This window comes from Photobacterium damselae (assembly GCF_003026815.1).
GTDB lineage: Bacteria > Pseudomonadota > Gammaproteobacteria > Enterobacterales > Vibrionaceae > Photobacterium > Photobacterium damselae.
Map to the genome: position 1 here is coordinate 1 of NZ_PYOG01000035.1, position 15,579 is coordinate 15,579.

The following is a 15,579-nucleotide window of genomic DNA, read 5'->3' on the forward strand; positions in this document are numbered from 1 at the left end:
GATATATATAATTCGTAATTTTTGTCCTTACCTCCTCAACTTTGTAATATGAAAATTTTATCCAAAGGATTAACAACCATAAAAATCAGTTATTAATTTTCTATGATAAATACTATTACCATTACACAATAATACAAAACGCGACAAATTTAGGGCGTTAAAACTAATATTATTTCAGAGCTCAGTGTCTATGAAATGGTCACAAGACTACAAAATAATAATTGGAATCAATAATGGCAAAAACTTGGCTTGTCGCTACTGTAAGTATTGCGTTGCTTGGCGGCAGTGTATATTTCTATCTGCAATCTTCTGCTCAACCAAGGGAGTTTTCGACTCTAATAGTAGAAAAGAGAACTATTGAAAAACGAGCAGTAGCTGTTGGCAATATTGTCCCTGCACACTCGATTTCTATTAAGTCGCAAATCAACGGTATCGTAGGCGAGATATACGTTAAGGTTGGAGAGAAAGTGAAGCAAGGTCAGCCATTGATTAAGGTTCGTCCGAATCCAACCCCACAGGCGCTTACAGATGCGTCAACAGATTTGATGCGTAGCGAAGCAGATCTAGAATCAGCCAAACAAAAGCTTGCAAACCTCGAAAGCTTGGTAAAACAAAACATCATTCCAAAGAACTATGATGGATATGTTAGTGTGCGCTCTGAGGTGAAATCAGCTCAAGCCAATGTACTACAAAAGCGTCAGAATCTGGAATTGATCCGCAGCGGTGAAGCATCAATTGGCAACTCTAGGTTAACCTCAACCATTTATGCGCCGGTTGATGGCACAGTCTTGAACCGTAAAGTGGAAGTCGGTGAGCCAATTATATCGACGGAAGCAAGCCAGGCAGCAACGGAGATGATGTCTCTGGCTGATATGAACAGCTTGATTTTCAAAGGCAGTGTGAGTGAGCATGATGCTGCGCAGCTTTCTCCTGGTATGCCTGTACTATTGACGCTTGCACCATATCCTGATGTCGAAATATCAGGAGTATTAACTAAAGTTGCGATTCAGTCTGAGAATCTAAATTCGCCTGAAGGCAATAAAGCTGCAAAAAGCTTCGATAATGGATTTGGAGTTGAAGTAGGTGATTTAGTTATCCCACAAGAAATGATGCTACGTTCAGGTTTTTCATCAACAGCGCAGATCTCACTGAAAAAATTAGAGAATGTTTTAACATTACCAGAGCGAGCGCTTCAATTTGATGGCGATACGCCGAACGTATTGATCCCTGATAGTTCGAAACAAGGCTATCATAAACAAAAAGTGAAACTTGGTTTATCAGACGGCATTAATGTTGAAGTATTGGATGGTGTTGAGCTTGACGAAAAAATCATCGATAACAGTATGATGATGGGAGCTGTACATGACTAAGCTTCATTTAGTTAAAGTAGGTTGCACGATATTGATTGCAACATTCAGCTTTCCGAGTTATGCGATTTCAATTGAACAAGCTTGGCAAAAAGCAAAGCAAAGCGATCCAAATTATGAGAAAGTCAAGATTGATGTTCGACGAAGTGAAGTCAAGGTGGATGCGATCCGCCGTTCATTTCAGCCAAGCTTGAGTGCGACAATATCAGCTAGTTGGAGAGAATCTTTCAGTAACACAAACGGCTACGGAGCATCGCTTTCTCAAACTATTTGGGATAGCAGTTTGTGGTCAGATTTGGATCAAGCCAATAGCAACTATATCAAGACTAAGCTTCTATTAGTTCAGTCTCGCAATGAACTTGCACGAAGATTACTCTCTTCTTACTTAGATGTTGCCAGTGCGCAGAGCGACCTTCAACTGGCACAATCCAAATTAGAGGAAGACGGTAAACTACTTAAGATAATCGAAAAGCGTTATCTTGCAGGAAAAGTGAAATCAGTAGACGTTGAAGAGATTCGAGCAACTCAAGTTGCAGACAAGTTAAGCATTTTGAGTACGCGCTCTGATTTGGAAGTCAAACGTACTACTCTAGCTGCACTAATTAACCAAATTCCATTAAGTGTTAACCAAATTCGTATTGATTCGCTTATTCAACCGATAATGATGGCGGACACTCAAGAACAATGGTTAAAGCTCGCTAAAGACAGTAGCCCTGAACTGTTAGAGGCTATACAGAATATTAAAGCAAGCGAGTTTGCCAAAGACTCTGCGCGAGGTGGCTACTATCCAACAGTGAAAGGTCATGTAAGCTACAACAATGATGATCGGCGAAAAAATGGTGAATTCAATGCAGGTATTACCTTGCATATGCCGATTGATTTAAATGGAGCAACGCAGGCAAGAGTTGAGGAAGCATCACTGAATATCCTCAGCGCCAAGCAAGATTTACGTAAAGTCGAAATCGATATTCAAAAGCGAGTTATCCAGCAGTTTACTCAAGTGGTCATTAACTGGAATCAAGTTTTGATGACAAATAAGCTTGTTATCTCCAGAGAGAAAGTATTACGTAATAAAGAGAAACTTTATGATGCAGGTTTGTTAGAAATATCGGAAGTTATCAGTGCACACAACAGCTTGTTCATAGCGAAAAACGATCTTCAAAACAACTTGTATAATTACTGGCGTCAGCATATTGATCTACTGCAAACAGCAGGCAAATTAGATGACGATGCCATAGCTCTGATCTCTCGAGCTTTTAATTCATGATCAGTTTATTGCAGCAAACATGGCTGACGTTGATAGCGCACCGAATAAAAAGCATGTTAGCTATCATTGCTATTGCGTGGGGTGTTATATCTGTGGTGGTCTTGATAGCTTTGGGGGAGGGTTTTTATCGTCACCAAACACAACAGCTGTCTTTTATGGTTAACAATGTGCAAATCGTGTTTCCGTCTAGCACCAGTAAACCTTGGCAAGGTTTGCCTTTAAGGCGTCAAATTCAGATCCCACAAGATAAAGTAGACATGATCAAAAAGACTGGTTTTGTCAAAGTGGCATCGAGTGTTTACGTCAAACAAGATGCGAGTGTCACCAATGATAAAGGACAGAGTTTAACGAACAATGTTAGTGGGATCGACCTATCTTACTTCTCCCTTATTCAACGCAAGTTAAAGTCTGGATCTCGTAACCTTTCACCAAGTGATATTACTAACCACACTCGCGTCGCTGTATTGGGAGAGCAAATTGCTAAGATGGGGGAAATTAGCATTGGGCAAATGATTAAGGTGAATGGTATCCCTTTCTTAGTTATTGGCATCATAAAAGATGAAGACGCAGGTATTTCATTCGGTGATAGCCGCAAAGTTTTCATCCCACAAACGACGTATCTTGATTTGTGGGATGCTAAACCATGGATGCTACTTCTTGAGCCCATCGACGGTATAGATGGGCCTGCTTTTCGGCAGGCTATCGTGAACTTTTATGCTAAGCAATTGCATTTCGATCCAACCGATAGGGAAGCGATCAACCTGCCAGATTTTAATGAGGGCACTGCGTTAATCACAGGTATCTTCCGAGGTATTCAGATCTTCCTAGGAGCAAGCGGTGTAATGACCATGGCAGTTGGAGCGTTGGGTGTCGCGAACATCATGTTCCTCTCTGTGACAGAGCGAACGCGAGAAATTGGCGTACGTTTAGCCATAGGCGCGACACAAAAATCCATTCGGAGTCAGTTCATTCTTGAAGGGCTGTTCTTGGTAGTCGTCGGTACGGCACTTGGCTTAATGGCTGCGTATATGATAGTAGCGTTACTTGGGTCTATCTCTTTACCCGATTGGTTAGGGATTCCTGAAATTACTCTGGATTCTATCGCTTGGTCATTATTAGTAACGCTAGTACTGGCGTTGTTGGCATCTTACTTCCCTGCGAGACGAGCATCACGACTGACACCAGTAATCGCTTTGAGTGCAAGGACCTAACCGTGTTACTTCCAATGAGACAAATCTTTCAAGAAATGGCGGCAGAAAAGCTTCGCTTAGGTTTAACAATACTTGCCGTTACATGGGCGACCATGTGTATTGCAGCAATGTTGTCGGTGGGAGAGGGCATTCGTCAAGGGGTATTGAGGACCGCGCAAAATGGTAATGGTAACCTAATATACCTAACCGGAGGTATGGCAACCATTGATTATGGTTCTTTTCACCAAGGTAAATTCTTGACCTTAAAAGTTGACGATGCTGATGTGATCAAAGCTCTTCCCGAGGTGAAGAGTGTCGCATCAACCGCGATTTGGAATGAGCGTATGACTGTTGGCGATCGAGGTTCATGGCAAGACCCACTGGCAGTAATCCCAGACTTTGCTTCGATGACTAACCTGACAACAATGGACGGTGGGCGTTGGTTGAATCCGCTTGACCAAAAGCAGGCACGTAAGGTGGTTGTGTTGGGCTATTCGCTCGCGGCAGACCTGTTCAATCCAGTGGATAATTTTAACTGGTTCGCCCCGGTGACATTACAGACTGATCCAGTGGGGAAAAAGGTCAAGATTGGAAGTGAAGAGTTCACTGTGATTGGCGTATTGAAGAAGAGTAGTGCAGAGATCGAGCAGGATGACCAAATAAACTATTCTAGCTTTGTACCGTTAGCTACGTGGCAACGCTTTCATGTTAATGGTGATATTAGTGGTATCAACGTCGAACCACAAGCGAATACTGATCGCAAAAAGCTTGCAGAGAGTATTCGTCAAGTCATTACTCGTAAACATGGTGCTAGCGTTAGTGATGAGCAAGTGGTGCAAGTAGAAGATATGTTCCTCAGACAGAAAAGCATGCAGCAGTTCTTGATTGGCCTACAAAGCTTCCTTGGTATCATCGGCTTTGTCACGCTAGCTGTGGCAGGCATAGGGATCGCTAATGTTATGTATGCGACAGTAAAGCGATCTACACGAGATATTGGTGTACGCATGGCGGTGGGAGCAACACCGACCGCGATTCGTTTGCATTATTTGGTGCAGTCGCTCATGACCATGATGTTAGGTGGCATATTGGGATTAGGTGTGACTTACGCATTGGTATCGTTAATAAGTGCCATCAACTTAGAAGGCAACATATTCTATGAGTACCTTGGTAAGCCTGTTCCAGAGTTGTCATGGGTTGTTGTCGCGATTGTGATTATCGCATTGGTGATTATCGGTGTCATATCTGCTTGGTTGCCTGCAAATCGAGCTGCAAAAGTAAGTCCTTTAGAGGCATTACAAAGTGAGTAATAATAATCCTGGAGAGAAGATGTTAAGCGAGCCACTTGTTAAGCTGACTAATATTTGCAAATACTACGCAAGCGGAGAGGCGGAAGTACGTGCGCTTGATGGTGTCGATTTAACCATTAATCGAGGTGAGTTTTTGTCGATTCTTGGCCCGTCTGGCTCAGGTAAATCAACCTTAATGAACATGCTTGGTTGCTTAGATAAACCAACTCATGGGAAATACCAACTTGGTGGCCAAAATGTGGCAAGTTTAAGTGCGAATGAGCTAGCTAGTATTCGTAATCAGAGAATAGGGTTTGTATTCCAAAGTTTTAACTTATTGGAATACGCAACGGCTTTGGATAACGTAGCATTGCCGTTGGTTTACTCTGACATTAAAGCCAAAGAGCGCCGTCAGCGAGCCACAAGGTTGTTAGAGCAAGTGGGGCTTGGGGATCGCCTAGACCATAAACCGAACCAGCTTTCTGGTGGTCAAAAACAGAGAGTCGCCATCGCAAGAGCCTTGGTAAACGATCCTCAAATCATCTTAGCAGATGAACCTACTGGCGCATTGGACTCTAAATCTGGTGCAGAGATTGAAGCGTTATTTAATCAACTTCACTCTGAAGGTCGAACATTGATCATTGTTACTCACGATAATGCCTTAGCAAAGCGCACTAAGCGTATTATTACCATTAAAGATGGCAAAGTGATTTCAGATAAGGCTCCAGTATAATACTTTAATATTAGGTGGTTGCTGATGATTTGAGCATTATCAGGTTCGTCCAGAAGTCCTTGCCATGAGAGCTTATCGTCTAGACGATGAGGGCAAGGGTTTTACCATTAAATTCGGTAATCGTCTAGGTTATTATCAGCGAGGAATTTTAGTGTGCGACCTTGAGCTGTCCAAGTATTCTCTTGTCCGTTTTCGTTTGTATAATGATATTTCGCTAGACGGATAGCTCTTGTCGATTTATTTGTTTTAGATGTCGACATTGTTGCGATCAATTCTTCTGGGTCAATTCCATCAGCAAGAAGCAATTGTTGATAAGTTTCTAGCTTTTCTTCTTTTTCGCGGTTTTCTGCGAGTAGTTGTTCTAGTATTAATTCTTGGGACTTAGTACGTAGGTTTAATAGTACGTTGATGGTTGGCATATAGATATTTTCCTGCGTGAGTATGTGTAAAAATCTATATGTGTGTGTAGAAATCGGCTTGGTACAAATGTTTACCAATTAATAGGATTTTACATTTATGTAGGTAGTTGTAACCAACTGATAACTCTTGATGGCTGAGTTCTTATATTTGTGATCAGAACTAATTGTATACAACCCGCTATCAGCACGCCGGCATCATAATAATTTCATGTGAAAAACCTTCAAATTTTCCGCCACTAAAATAATTCTAAAAATTCTCGGATAACAACATTAGTGTTTTGACTAATAAAGTCAGTAACAAATCCACCGAACCAAGAAAATGCCGCACTGATTTTTTTGATGATAGAGCTATCTTGCTTGCCGTTAACGATATCCCAAAACGCTTCCCATCGGTCAAATTGTCTTTGCTCTAGCTCTTGAGTTCTTTGGTCGAAGGTTTCAGCGAAATCAGCCAGCACATTGAAGCCATTACTTTCAACGTAAGAATCGTTATAGAAAAGTTGATATTCGACAGGCTCGCCGTTGTATCGAGTGATACCAAGGGTGGATTCGATTTCCTTTTGTCCCCCGTAACGCTTGGTCTTCTGTCGTGGCAACTCCGTTAAAAAAACCGACAGCATAACCTTCGATTTTGCATGAGTTAGCGATTGCATTAAATGGCAGTAATACACTTATTATGAGCGATATGGTTAGTTTATTCACAATACTGCGCCTCTGCTGGAAGAAGTGTACTTACTGAGCCATCTTTTAAATGATTATAAGCGAGATACGCCATAGTGCGGGCTTTAGTGTTGTAGGTGAGAGCGGTGATTGTTTTGGAGGTATTAGTTGCATCTCTTACTGGAATCCTAACAAAGTCTTGACAAGCGATGACTTTAAGGAATTCGCCTCCCATTGCCATTGCTTTATCAATATTGGCGTCGGTATTTTCACTCCAATCATATTTCAAATTATTTTGAAAATAGCGTGCCTCTTGCTTTAGAGCATTGCGAACGGGCTCTTCGACCTCTAGTGCATCAATAAAGGCACCAATATCATCGCGGATACCGTCATTGTTTTCATCTGGACCTGTGAGAGACTCACTTCTATCTAGTATGTGGTCAAATTTATCGTATAAAACGGAAAACTGGTCATCAATCGTGGGCTGAGCTTTTAATTCTTCGACAAGCTCTGGGGCTTTTATTATTTTAGTTACTTGAGGTAAAGGGGGAGGAATTGGTTTTTCCTTTTCATTTGATTGGTTGCAACCAGAAAGAAGTACCATAAGTAATAAGGGAAGTAATTTCATTATATTATCTCTATTATCATCATTAAAATTGAGGTGAAAAATAAGAATGTTTATTTATAACTATATAAGGCACTTACTTTTATTGTGACTCATATTAAAAGATTCGTTGCTATTAGATGTTTTTGTCAATAATACTCTGGCAAATAGAGCATGGCGCTATCTTTAGTAGAACGAACTACTAAACCATTAAGAATGAATATCTACATTCCCTTTAATCACTAAACAAATTGTTTTTTGTTTCTGTTCCAACACCAAACATAACACATTCTTATTCGATATAATTAATAGCTTATATATCCATCTTGTGATTATGTCTATTTGTTTAGACATAGCTTGCTAACTGAACCACATAAAATACAGAGATAATAAATCGTTATAGAAAAGTTGATATTCGACAGGCTCGCCGTTGTATTGAGTGATACCAAGGGTGGATTCGATTTCCTTTTGTCCCCGTAACGCTTGGTCTTCTGTCGTGGCAACTCCGTTAAAAAAACCGACAGCATAACCTTCGATTTTGCATGAGTTAGCGCTAGCATTAAATGGCAGTAATACACTTATTATGAGCGATATGGTTAGTTTATTCACAATGTTTTGCCTCTGCTGGAAGAAGTGTACTTACTGAGCCATCTTGTAAATGATTGTACTTAAGGTAAGCCATGGTGCGGGCTTTGGTGTTGTAGGTGAGAGCGGTGATTGTGTTCGAGGTGTTTATGCGATCATCTACATCAATGCCTACAAATTTCTTACAAGCGATGACTTTGTTGTATTTATCACCCATTCTCATTGCTTTCACTATGTTGGCTTCGGTCTTTTCACTCCAGTCGTGATAAAGATTCTCTTGTGTATAACGGGCATTTTGTTTCAGGGCATTACGAACGGGCTCAGTAACTTCTAGTGCATCAATAAAGGCACCAATGTCATCGCGGATACCATCATTGTTTTCATCTGGACCTGTGAGTGACTCACTTCTATCTAATATGTGGTCAAATTTATCGTATAACATAGAAAACTGGTCATCAATCGTGGGCTGAGCTTTTAATTCTTCGACAAGCTCTGGGGTTTTTATTATTTCAGTTACTTGAGGTAAAGGGGAAGGAATTGGTTTTTCCTTTTCCTTTTCATTTGATTGATTGCAACCAGAAAGAAGTACCATCAGTAATAAGGGAAGTAATTTCATTACATTATCTCTTTTATCATCATTAAAATTGAGGTATAAAAATAAGAATGTTTATTTATAACCATATAAGGCACTTACTTTTATTGTGACTCATATTAAAAGATTCGTTGCTATTAGATGTTTTTGTCAATAATACTCTGGCAAATAGAACATAGCGCTATCTTTAGTAGAACGAACTACTAAACCATTAAGAATGAATATCTACATTCCCTTTAATCACTAAACAAATTGTTTTTTGTTTTTGTTCCAACACCAAACATAACACATATCTTATTCGATATGATTAATACCTTAAATATATCAATTTCATGATTGTATCTATTTATTTAGGCAAGATTTTCCAGCTGAACCACATAAAACACCGAGATAACAAATCATGTAATGAACCCATCAATATTTAATTTTGATAGCGATTTTTTAGGGCTTTAGTTCCTGTAGGAGCTCATAATTGCCTAAAATATTAAAAAGGACTGTTATCTGATATGGCTTGTTTGAGTCTCACTTATAGCATTGTTTTTTATGTCTAAAATACGTTGCTCGACTGACCCCTTATGCTGGATTTGTACGCAGGTATGGCCAGTGATGATTACGAAACTCGTCATAAACACCAAGCGCAAGGCATTGCAAAATCAGACGGTAAATATCGTGGTCGTCGTGTAAATGAATCACTGCATCAAGATATACGTGACCAGTTAAGCCTTGGACGTAGTTACTCCAAGATACAGAAGAAGTTGAGGTGTAGCTGGGCCACAATAGCAAGGGTGGTGAAAGAACTTTTGTGTTGATATTGGTACTTTTAGGACCGTAGGGACCTAAGATGATTTGATTAATATGTCTATTCAAATCATAATGTGATTAGAATAAGTGTTTTTATCGAATCATATTGTCGTAAGAATAGGATGCTTGTATGTGGATCTGGCAACAACAAGACTGGCCAATGTTTACTTGGGATAACTCGGTTATAGAACCTCGGCTGCGTGAGGTTCGATTCAAGCAAGGGATTTTGCTGGGAAAAATGACCAGTCAATCACAAGATACTGCCAAAACTAAGCTAGATACCTTATTGGCCAATATCATCCATTCAAGTGCTATCGAAGGTGAAAAACTCAATGCTTTTTCAGTACGTTCTTCTTTAGCAAATAAATTGGGTATCAGCGAAGAGCGTCCATTCCCAACGACAGAGCAAACAGAAGGTTTAGCTGAAATCATGGTTGATGCGGTTGAAAACCTCGAAGAACCATTAACGCTTGAACGCATTTTGCATTGGCATGATAGGTTATTTCCGGCTGGTTATACCCTGTTTAATCCCGTGATTGGTGGCCAACTTCGCGGGGATGTTCCTATGCAAGTGGTCTCTGGTCGTATCGATCGCCCTGTCGTGCATTTTGAAGCGCCGCAACGAGCAATCCTTGATGATGAGTTAGCGCAATTTATCGAGTGGTTTAACACCTCTAAGCTAGATGCTTCTTTTGACCCTCTATTGCGGGCAGCGATCACTCACTTATGGTTTGTGACATTGCATCCTCTTGATGATGGAAATGGACGTATAACCCGTTTGCTAACAGATTTAGCTTTGGCCCAAGCTGAGCAACAATCGGTACGTTTTTATGCTATGTCAGTAGGGATTTTAGCCAACCGCAAAAGCTATTATGAGATCTTAGAGCAAACCCAAAAAGGTGGGATGGATATTACTCCTTGGCTGGAATGGTTTTTTAACACATTAGAAGAAACCTTTGCTGAGGCGCTCAAGGAGATAGATCAAACGGTCTATAAAACTAACTTTTGGCGTCATGTCGATCAAACCAAGTTGTCGGCAGAACAAGTTAAGGTGCTTAATCGCATGTTGGATGGTGATTTTGAAGATGGCATTAATACTGACCGCTACCATAAAGTTGCGAAAGTCAGTAAACCTACAGCAACACGCCATTTAGCTGCGTTAGTTGAGTTTAAATGCCTGGTTAAATCAGATTCTGGCGGCCGCAGTACGCGCTATCATTTGCCAAAAGATTAGCGATGAACTGTATGCATTTTAAATTCTAGGGGGGCTTTTACTTGATAATAAGTCGATGCAGAATGCGCTGTTGGTGGTTTTCGTGAAGATTGAATAGGACGAACAATACCGTCAATAGTAACAAAAGTAACGGACACTCACGGCTTCCATATAATGATTTAAAGATAGGCAAAAGTAAGTGATTTCATAAAACAATGATGTGCGATAGTTCATATTTCTATTATTACTATCAGCCAATAACATTACTCCAAAATGACGTGAAAAAATCGTTTGGGGTTTTGTGCCCATTTCTGCAGAAAGTCCCAACTTGGCTATTAAGCTACGTTTTGTAAGAGTTAGTTCCGAAACACACCCTCGATAATCTGGTCATCTTATTATTTAAGGGGTTAACAAATTCGTTCTTTAATGGAATACGGTGAGACTCAAGATTTAAGTTGGATAATGTGTTAGGGGAGTTCAAGAAGCCTAACACTAAATTGTAACAGAATGGCTATTGGCGGTCTCGATAAAGAAGTGATCGCAAAAAGTACCGGTCTTTCTTTGGTCGAAAGCTAGTGAATTAAAAAGAATGTGGTATGGAGTTCACATAGAGGAAACGATAAGCATTTTACTGAATCTGTGTTCTGTTTGGATTTAGTTTAAAAAATGCAATACGGGGATATGCAGGATAGGAAAGTTAAACTTTGTGTAAAACTTAGACTTCTTTGATGGATTTTGTATCAATACAATAGGATAGAGTAGTACTGTGGCTCGATTTTTGTTAGTTTTCTAATGCTACGCCTTGCCGTGAGAGGCGCCCTAGATCAGATCTAGGGCGGGCAAGAGTAGCTCATACAGAGTTTGAGTGTATGAGCTACCTGATTTTTAGATCAAGTAATCGTCTAGGTTTTTATCTTGTAGGAACTTCGGTGTGCGGCCTTGGCCTGTCCAAGTCTTTTCTTCACCATTCTCATCGGTGTAACGATATTTAGCTGGACGACTCGGACGTTTCTTGGTGGCCGATTTACTTTCAAGATTATTCAATAACTCTTCTGGATCTATACCATCAGCAATCAGCATTTCGCGGTACATAGCCAGCTTTTCTTCTTTTTCTTTGTTTTCTGCTCGAAGTTGTTCTTCTTCTTGCACTCGCTCATTAGTTACTTGAGTTAGTTTTTCCAGACCTTCCTGTAGTTGTTCTAAAGTTAGTTCTCGTGATTGTGCGCGTAATGAACGTAGATTCAAAAGTATTGCAAATACATCAGACATATATCTGTTCCAAAAATGAGTTGTTGTAATTAGATGGGCAATGATAACACATTACAACTGCTAGAAAGTTCAGTTAAAAAATTTCCGTAAAAATATTGCTATTACGAGATCGAGGCTTCATTTCTGAGTTTTATATCATTAACTCGATTGGCTAGTTGGGCCTCTTAAAAGATTTTCATTGTTAGTGGTCGTATTCAATCTTTGGATAGGGACTCAATTATGGAACTTGGCGTTCTCGCCATCGCTCGGTTCATTCCGTCGCTTCGCTCCTTCCACGATAACCAAACAACAAGTTGCTAAGAGTTATTGGGTTTCTGCGTGTGATTACAACCACAGGTTGATTTAGAAATAAATCTGGAAATGATAATACTTATGAACCTTTTGCAGAAAAACAGGTTTTTTAGGTTATTTTCCTAAAACCTGAGTCTTTAGAATACCAGTTTCTAGAAAATAGTCACTTTCCAAAGGTGATGTTTATTTGGCAATTGACTTTTGGATAAACTCTAGAATTTAATGGTGATAGAGGTTCTTACAGTATTGGGAAACAAATTGCTACGCGAATTATTTGTCCCATTGTCATTCAGAAAAAAAGCTCATTCATAACATATTAATGTGATTTTTAATTAGTATTATTTACTGTATATAACCAATAATAAGAAAAAATTTGAAAAACAAAAATGATATCAATGTCATGATGTTTTTTGAATTAAATTGATTATTATTATGGAGCTTTAAGGATATTCTTTCGCGTGAAAGTAGGAATGTTTATCAAAATAAATCGTTAAATTCTTCAAGGAAGTTCAGGGAAATGTCCAAGAATGAAATAGTTACATTGGCTATTGCTGCTATAGCTTTAGGGTTTTCTATCTGGCAAGGAAATAGTCAAATAGAGCATAATCATGTATCAGTTGAACCAAGAGTTACTTCATATTTTTCAAATCATGGACCAGAAGGTAAGTGGGGTATTTATATAATTAACAATGGCATGGGTACGGCATTTGTTAAAAGTTTAGATATCAAAGTTAATGGGAAGAGCGTTTCTGACCATGAGTTTGGTAAATTTTATCAAGCTGTTGTTGATCTCGATCTGAATCCGATGTGCTTTATTATGGGAGCCCCAAGGCCAAATGACTCTTTTCAGGTTGGAGAAGAAGTATCTCTAATAGAATCAAATGAAAAAGCGAAACAATCCTGCGCTAGGGACTATCTTCTATTAAGGGAATACCAAAAAAATAAGCTGGATTATGAGCTGGTTATAGAGTCAATATATGGTGATACATTTACATATAAGTACTCGAAAAATCAGCAAGTTAAAATTTAACATTAGGACTGGTACCTGATAATAGGTGCCGTCTATCCGGCAGAATTACTAGGTGTGTAGATACCATCTCACATCCTTGTACGCAAACCTAGTTTAAGCTCATTTGGGGCTGGTATTTTGTTTGTGTTTTCAGCACACTAAAGCAAATTTGAATCAACTTTCTCATCGCCGCACCAAGTGCCTGCATTTTGGTTTTACCTGCTGCTAGCAAACGTCTTCTCTGTACTCTAATGTCAGGGTTATGGGTGCTCGCGCTAATTGCTGCTAAAAACAACTTAGCCCGAACCCTAAACGGTCCATTCTTGCTCATTGTCGTTTTACCTTTTATCTTTTCAGATCCATTTAGTTGAGGGATGAGATCAATAAATGCTGCTGCTTGCTTGGCGGTGGCAAATTTCTTAGAGCTGAACAAGTTCACGGGACATGACTTTATCAATGTCTACAACACTTTGTAGAAGTTTGTGATTTCTCTCCATATCAGCATCTGAATTAATAGCTAACTCGATCTCTTGTTCGATTGAAGCAATTTCTTCATCGATTACGCTGACGATCCGCATAATTGAGCTTTTTACTCGCTCATTTGTATCACTGATTCCGCTAGCTTCTAAGCGATTAGACTCTCTTAATCGATCTTTTTTTATAGCTGAAAGCCGTCGAACCAATGGCCTGATGTTTCGAGTATTAAGATTGTCAGGTGTCCATATTTGAGCACGTTCACGCTGAGCGTCACCATACAAGGCAGGTATATAAGAGTCCGATTGGTCCGTCTTATGTACGAGCCCTAGTAATTGGGGAAATTTATGTGCTTTGCCTGGGCTCGATATGAAAACGCGAAAACCAACTGCATGTAGGTACAGTGCTATCGATTCATGGTAAACGTCTGTTGACTCCATCGTGATCAAAGTATCTTTAGGTTTGCACTTTGAAACCTTTATCAACCAACGACTCCACTTGTACATTCAGTATCATTAGTCATCCGACTACGCGCTCGGATACCATTAAGTATTTGAGTAAGTAAAATCAGAGGATAATCTACAGATCAATGTCAAGCATCTTCACTGATTTTAGAGCTTGGGGATAGTTAATCACCCATAGCTTCAACATACAAGTGGTTAACAAAAACTGGCCACAGTTTTAGAGGTTAACCTATATAATCGTTCAGATTCATTAGGGGTTAATCCGCCATAATAATTGTCGATAGTAGCGACTTGTATAATGACTACCTTGATCGCTGTGGAACATAACCTCTTTAAGTTTATATCGTGATTCATAGGCCACCATAAGTGCTTTATCTGTTAATCGACTATCAGGCGATAGAGACGTTGCCCAACCAACAGGCTTTCTCGAAAATAAATCGATAACCACAGCAAGATACATCCACTGATGTCCAGCCCACACATAAGTCACATCACCAACCCAAACTTGATTCGGTGCTGTAACTGTAAATTGATGATCTAGATGATTTGGAATCGTAATATACTCTTGATTTACTTTTCGATATCTGTATTTCTATGATTGGCAACTAACAAGATTAAGGGCTTTCATTTGTTTGGATGCACGATACCTACTCAAGGGAATACCTTGAGTAGTAACCATATCTGCAATGCTTCTTGCTCCAGCAGAACTATTACTCGTAGGATGTACCTCTTTGATTAAACAACGAAGTTTAATCAATTCAATAGAAATAGATTTTGGGCATCTTTGCCAATATTTATAGCTACTGCGATGAACATCAAATACTTTACATAACGTTGTTATGCTGTGGCTCTCCCTGAGTTTCTCGATTAACGAGAATTGTTCAATGAGTTTGATATCAAGAGAGCGGTGGCTTTTTTAATATTTCATTATTCTCTTCAAGAGTGGCTAGTTTCTTCTTCAATTCTCGTATTTCAATCTGCTCTGGTGTCATTGGTGAAGCTTTCGGGGATTTGCCTTGGCGCTCTTCTTTTAATTGGCGAACCTACTTATCCATCGTAGATTTACCAACATTCATGGCTTGAGCTGCTTCAGTTACTAAATAGTTTTGGTCGAGAACCAATTGCGCTGTTTCTAATTTAAATTCAACACTAAATAATCGTCTTGTCCGCTTTGTCATAATGTCACCTATCCATGTTAAGAGGTGATGATATCACCTCTGAGTAGGTGGCAAAATTTAATGTACAACTACAATAAGAATGATGATATTGATATATATTTAGAATTGTTGTTATCTTTTTGAATATTGCAGTATTAGAGTTGAGTTATGATGAAAATTTTCATTAAATATACTTAT

15 protein-coding genes and 4 pseudogenes are annotated in these 15,579 nt (G+C 39.4%); 8 read left to right on the plus strand and 11 right to left on the minus strand.

Translation table 11 applies throughout. The features are described 5' to 3' along the window. The first annotated feature begins 233 nt into the window (after window positions 1-233). The 5 genes from CTN07_RS19635 to CTN07_RS19655 are packed head-to-tail and all read left to right on the plus strand — an operon-like array spanning window position 234 to window position 5,843. On the plus strand, window positions 234-1,370 hold the full coding sequence (locus tag CTN07_RS19635) for an efflux RND transporter periplasmic adaptor subunit (protein WP_005307010.1): 1,137 nt from the start codon (window positions 234-236) through the stop codon (window positions 1,368-1,370). Continuing rightward, window positions 1,363-2,634 carry a TolC family protein gene (locus CTN07_RS19640; protein WP_005307008.1) on the plus strand — a complete coding sequence of 424 codons (1,272 nt, stop codon included), beginning with the start codon at window positions 1,363-1,365 and terminating at the stop codon, window positions 2,632-2,634. The genes CTN07_RS19635 and CTN07_RS19640 overlap by 8 nt, the downstream gene beginning before the upstream one ends. Further along, window positions 2,631-3,845: an ABC transporter permease gene (locus CTN07_RS19645; RefSeq protein WP_005307005.1), complete on the plus strand. Its 1,215-nt coding sequence runs from the start codon at window positions 2,631-2,633 to the stop codon at window positions 3,843-3,845. The genes CTN07_RS19640 and CTN07_RS19645 overlap by 4 nt, the downstream gene beginning before the upstream one ends. A gap of 2 nt (window positions 3,846-3,847) precedes the next feature. Further along, the gene (locus CTN07_RS19650) at window positions 3,848-5,131 is read left to right on the plus strand and encodes an ABC transporter permease (RefSeq protein WP_005307002.1); all 1,284 of its coding nucleotides are present in this window, start codon (window positions 3,848-3,850) and stop codon (window positions 5,129-5,131) included. 19 nt (window positions 5,132-5,150) lie between these two features. Further along, window positions 5,151-5,843, plus strand: a complete 693-nt coding sequence (locus CTN07_RS19655; protein ID WP_005306999.1) for an ABC transporter ATP-binding protein — start codon at window positions 5,151-5,153, stop codon at window positions 5,841-5,843. A 107-nt stretch (window positions 5,844-5,950) separates the two neighbouring features. Here the strand turns inward: CTN07_RS19655 and CTN07_RS19660 are convergent, their stop codons facing one another. The 5 genes and pseudogenes from CTN07_RS19660 to CTN07_RS19680 all read right to left on the minus strand — a co-directional run bounded on the left by CTN07_RS19660 (window position 5,951) and on the right by CTN07_RS19680 (window position 8,727). Continuing rightward, on the minus strand, window positions 5,951-6,262 hold the full coding sequence (locus CTN07_RS19660; protein WP_036766303.1) for an H-NS family histone-like protein: 312 nt from the start codon (window positions 6,260-6,262) through the stop codon (window positions 5,951-5,953). 242 nt (window positions 6,263-6,504) lie between these two features. Continuing rightward, window positions 6,505-6,964: pseudogene (locus CTN07_RS19665) on the minus strand (hypothetical protein); the annotation flags it as partial. Continuing rightward, window positions 6,957-7,550 (minus strand): hypothetical protein, encoded by a 594-nt coding sequence (locus tag CTN07_RS19670; protein WP_005306996.1) that lies wholly within the window; start codon window positions 7,548-7,550, stop codon window positions 6,957-6,959. The pseudogene CTN07_RS19665 and the gene CTN07_RS19670, both read right to left, overlap by 8 nt. 369 nt (window positions 7,551-7,919) lie before the next feature. After that, window positions 7,920-8,135 (minus strand): annotated as a pseudogene (locus CTN07_RS23105) (hypothetical protein); the annotation flags it as partial. Beyond that, window positions 8,128-8,727: a hypothetical protein gene (locus CTN07_RS19680; RefSeq protein WP_005306993.1), complete on the minus strand. Its 600-nt coding sequence runs from the start codon at window positions 8,725-8,727 to the stop codon at window positions 8,128-8,130. The gene CTN07_RS19680 and the pseudogene CTN07_RS23105, both read right to left, overlap by 8 nt. A 551-nt stretch (window positions 8,728-9,278) precedes the next feature. Here CTN07_RS19680 and CTN07_RS19685 point away from each other — a divergent pair. Next, window positions 9,279-9,512 (plus strand): resolvase, encoded by a 234-nt coding sequence (locus CTN07_RS19685; RefSeq protein WP_036766298.1) that lies wholly within the window; start codon window positions 9,279-9,281, stop codon window positions 9,510-9,512. 122 nt (window positions 9,513-9,634) lie between these two features. Further along, window positions 9,635-10,738 carry a Fic family protein gene (locus tag CTN07_RS19690; protein ID WP_005306991.1) on the plus strand — a complete coding sequence of 368 codons (1,104 nt, stop codon included), beginning with the start codon at window positions 9,635-9,637 and terminating at the stop codon, window positions 10,736-10,738. Here CTN07_RS19690 and CTN07_RS22850 read toward each other — a convergent pair. Together CTN07_RS22850 and CTN07_RS19695 are read right to left on the minus strand one after the other, a co-directional pair. After that, window positions 10,735-10,875 carry a hypothetical protein gene (locus tag CTN07_RS22850; RefSeq protein WP_013404527.1) on the minus strand — a complete coding sequence of 47 codons (141 nt, stop codon included), beginning with the start codon at window positions 10,873-10,875 and terminating at the stop codon, window positions 10,735-10,737. The genes CTN07_RS19690 and CTN07_RS22850 overlap by 4 nt on opposite strands. Before the next feature lie 727 nt (window positions 10,876-11,602). Continuing rightward, on the minus strand, window positions 11,603-11,986 hold the full coding sequence (locus tag CTN07_RS19695) for an H-NS family histone-like protein (protein WP_005306989.1): 384 nt from the start codon (window positions 11,984-11,986) through the stop codon (window positions 11,603-11,605). 808 nt (window positions 11,987-12,794) lie between these two features. Between CTN07_RS19695 and CTN07_RS19700 the strand changes: the two genes are divergently transcribed. Then, window positions 12,795-13,307: a hypothetical protein gene (locus CTN07_RS19700; protein WP_005306987.1), complete on the plus strand. Its 513-nt coding sequence runs from the start codon at window positions 12,795-12,797 to the stop codon at window positions 13,305-13,307. A gap of 88 nt (window positions 13,308-13,395) precedes the next feature. Here the strand turns inward: CTN07_RS19700 and CTN07_RS19705 are convergent, their stop codons facing one another. The 4 genes and pseudogenes from CTN07_RS19705 to CTN07_RS19715 all read right to left on the minus strand — a co-directional run. After that, window positions 13,396-13,725 (minus strand): transposase, encoded by a 330-nt coding sequence (locus tag CTN07_RS19705; RefSeq protein ID WP_050787871.1) that lies wholly within the window; start codon window positions 13,723-13,725, stop codon window positions 13,396-13,398. Further along, window positions 13,706-13,864 (minus strand): hypothetical protein, encoded by a 159-nt coding sequence (locus CTN07_RS23110; RefSeq protein ID WP_232282499.1) that lies wholly within the window; start codon window positions 13,862-13,864, stop codon window positions 13,706-13,708. The genes CTN07_RS19705 and CTN07_RS23110 overlap by 20 nt, the downstream gene beginning before the upstream one ends. A 54-nt stretch (window positions 13,865-13,918) precedes the next feature. Then, a pseudogene (locus tag CTN07_RS23345) lies at window positions 13,919-14,266 on the minus strand (IS110 family transposase); the annotation flags it as partial. A 220-nt stretch (window positions 14,267-14,486) separates the two neighbouring features. Continuing rightward, window positions 14,487-15,402: pseudogene (locus CTN07_RS19715) on the minus strand (IS3 family transposase); the annotation flags it as partial. Between the last annotated feature and the right edge of the window lie 177 nt (window positions 15,403-15,579).

Bases quoted from the DNA above. Each gene is read 5' to 3' on its own strand.
- CTN07_RS19690 (WP_005306991.1), top strand. From the start codon at position 9,635: ATGTGGATCTGGCAACAACAAGACTGGCCAATGTTTACTTGGGATAAC.
- CTN07_RS19685 (WP_036766298.1), top strand. From the start codon at position 9,279: ATGCTGGATTTGTACGCAGGTATGGCCAGTGATGATTACGAAACTCGT.
- CTN07_RS19640 (WP_005307008.1), top strand. From the start codon at position 1,363: ATGACTAAGCTTCATTTAGTTAAAGTAGGTTGCACGATATTGATTGCA.
- CTN07_RS19645 (WP_005307005.1), top strand. From the start codon at position 2,631: ATGATCAGTTTATTGCAGCAAACATGGCTGACGTTGATAGCGCACCGA.
- CTN07_RS19695 (WP_005306989.1), bottom strand. From the start codon at position 11,986: ATGTCTGATGTATTTGCAATACTTTTGAATCTACGTTCATTACGCGCA.
- CTN07_RS19660 (WP_036766303.1), bottom strand. From the start codon at position 6,262: ATGCCAACCATCAACGTACTATTAAACCTACGTACTAAGTCCCAAGAA.
- CTN07_RS23110 (WP_232282499.1), bottom strand. From the start codon at position 13,864: ATGCGGATCGTCAGCGTAATCGATGAAGAAATTGCTTCAATCGAACAA.
- CTN07_RS19680 (WP_005306993.1), bottom strand. From the start codon at position 8,727: ATGAAATTACTTCCCTTATTACTGATGGTACTTCTTTCTGGTTGCAAT.
- CTN07_RS19635 (WP_005307010.1), top strand. From the start codon at position 234: ATGGCAAAAACTTGGCTTGTCGCTACTGTAAGTATTGCGTTGCTTGGC.
- CTN07_RS19655 (WP_005306999.1), top strand. From the start codon at position 5,151: ATGTTAAGCGAGCCACTTGTTAAGCTGACTAATATTTGCAAATACTAC.
- CTN07_RS19670 (WP_005306996.1), bottom strand. From the start codon at position 7,550: ATGAAATTACTTCCCTTATTACTTATGGTACTTCTTTCTGGTTGCAAC.
- CTN07_RS19700 (WP_005306987.1), top strand. From the start codon at position 12,795: ATGTCCAAGAATGAAATAGTTACATTGGCTATTGCTGCTATAGCTTTA.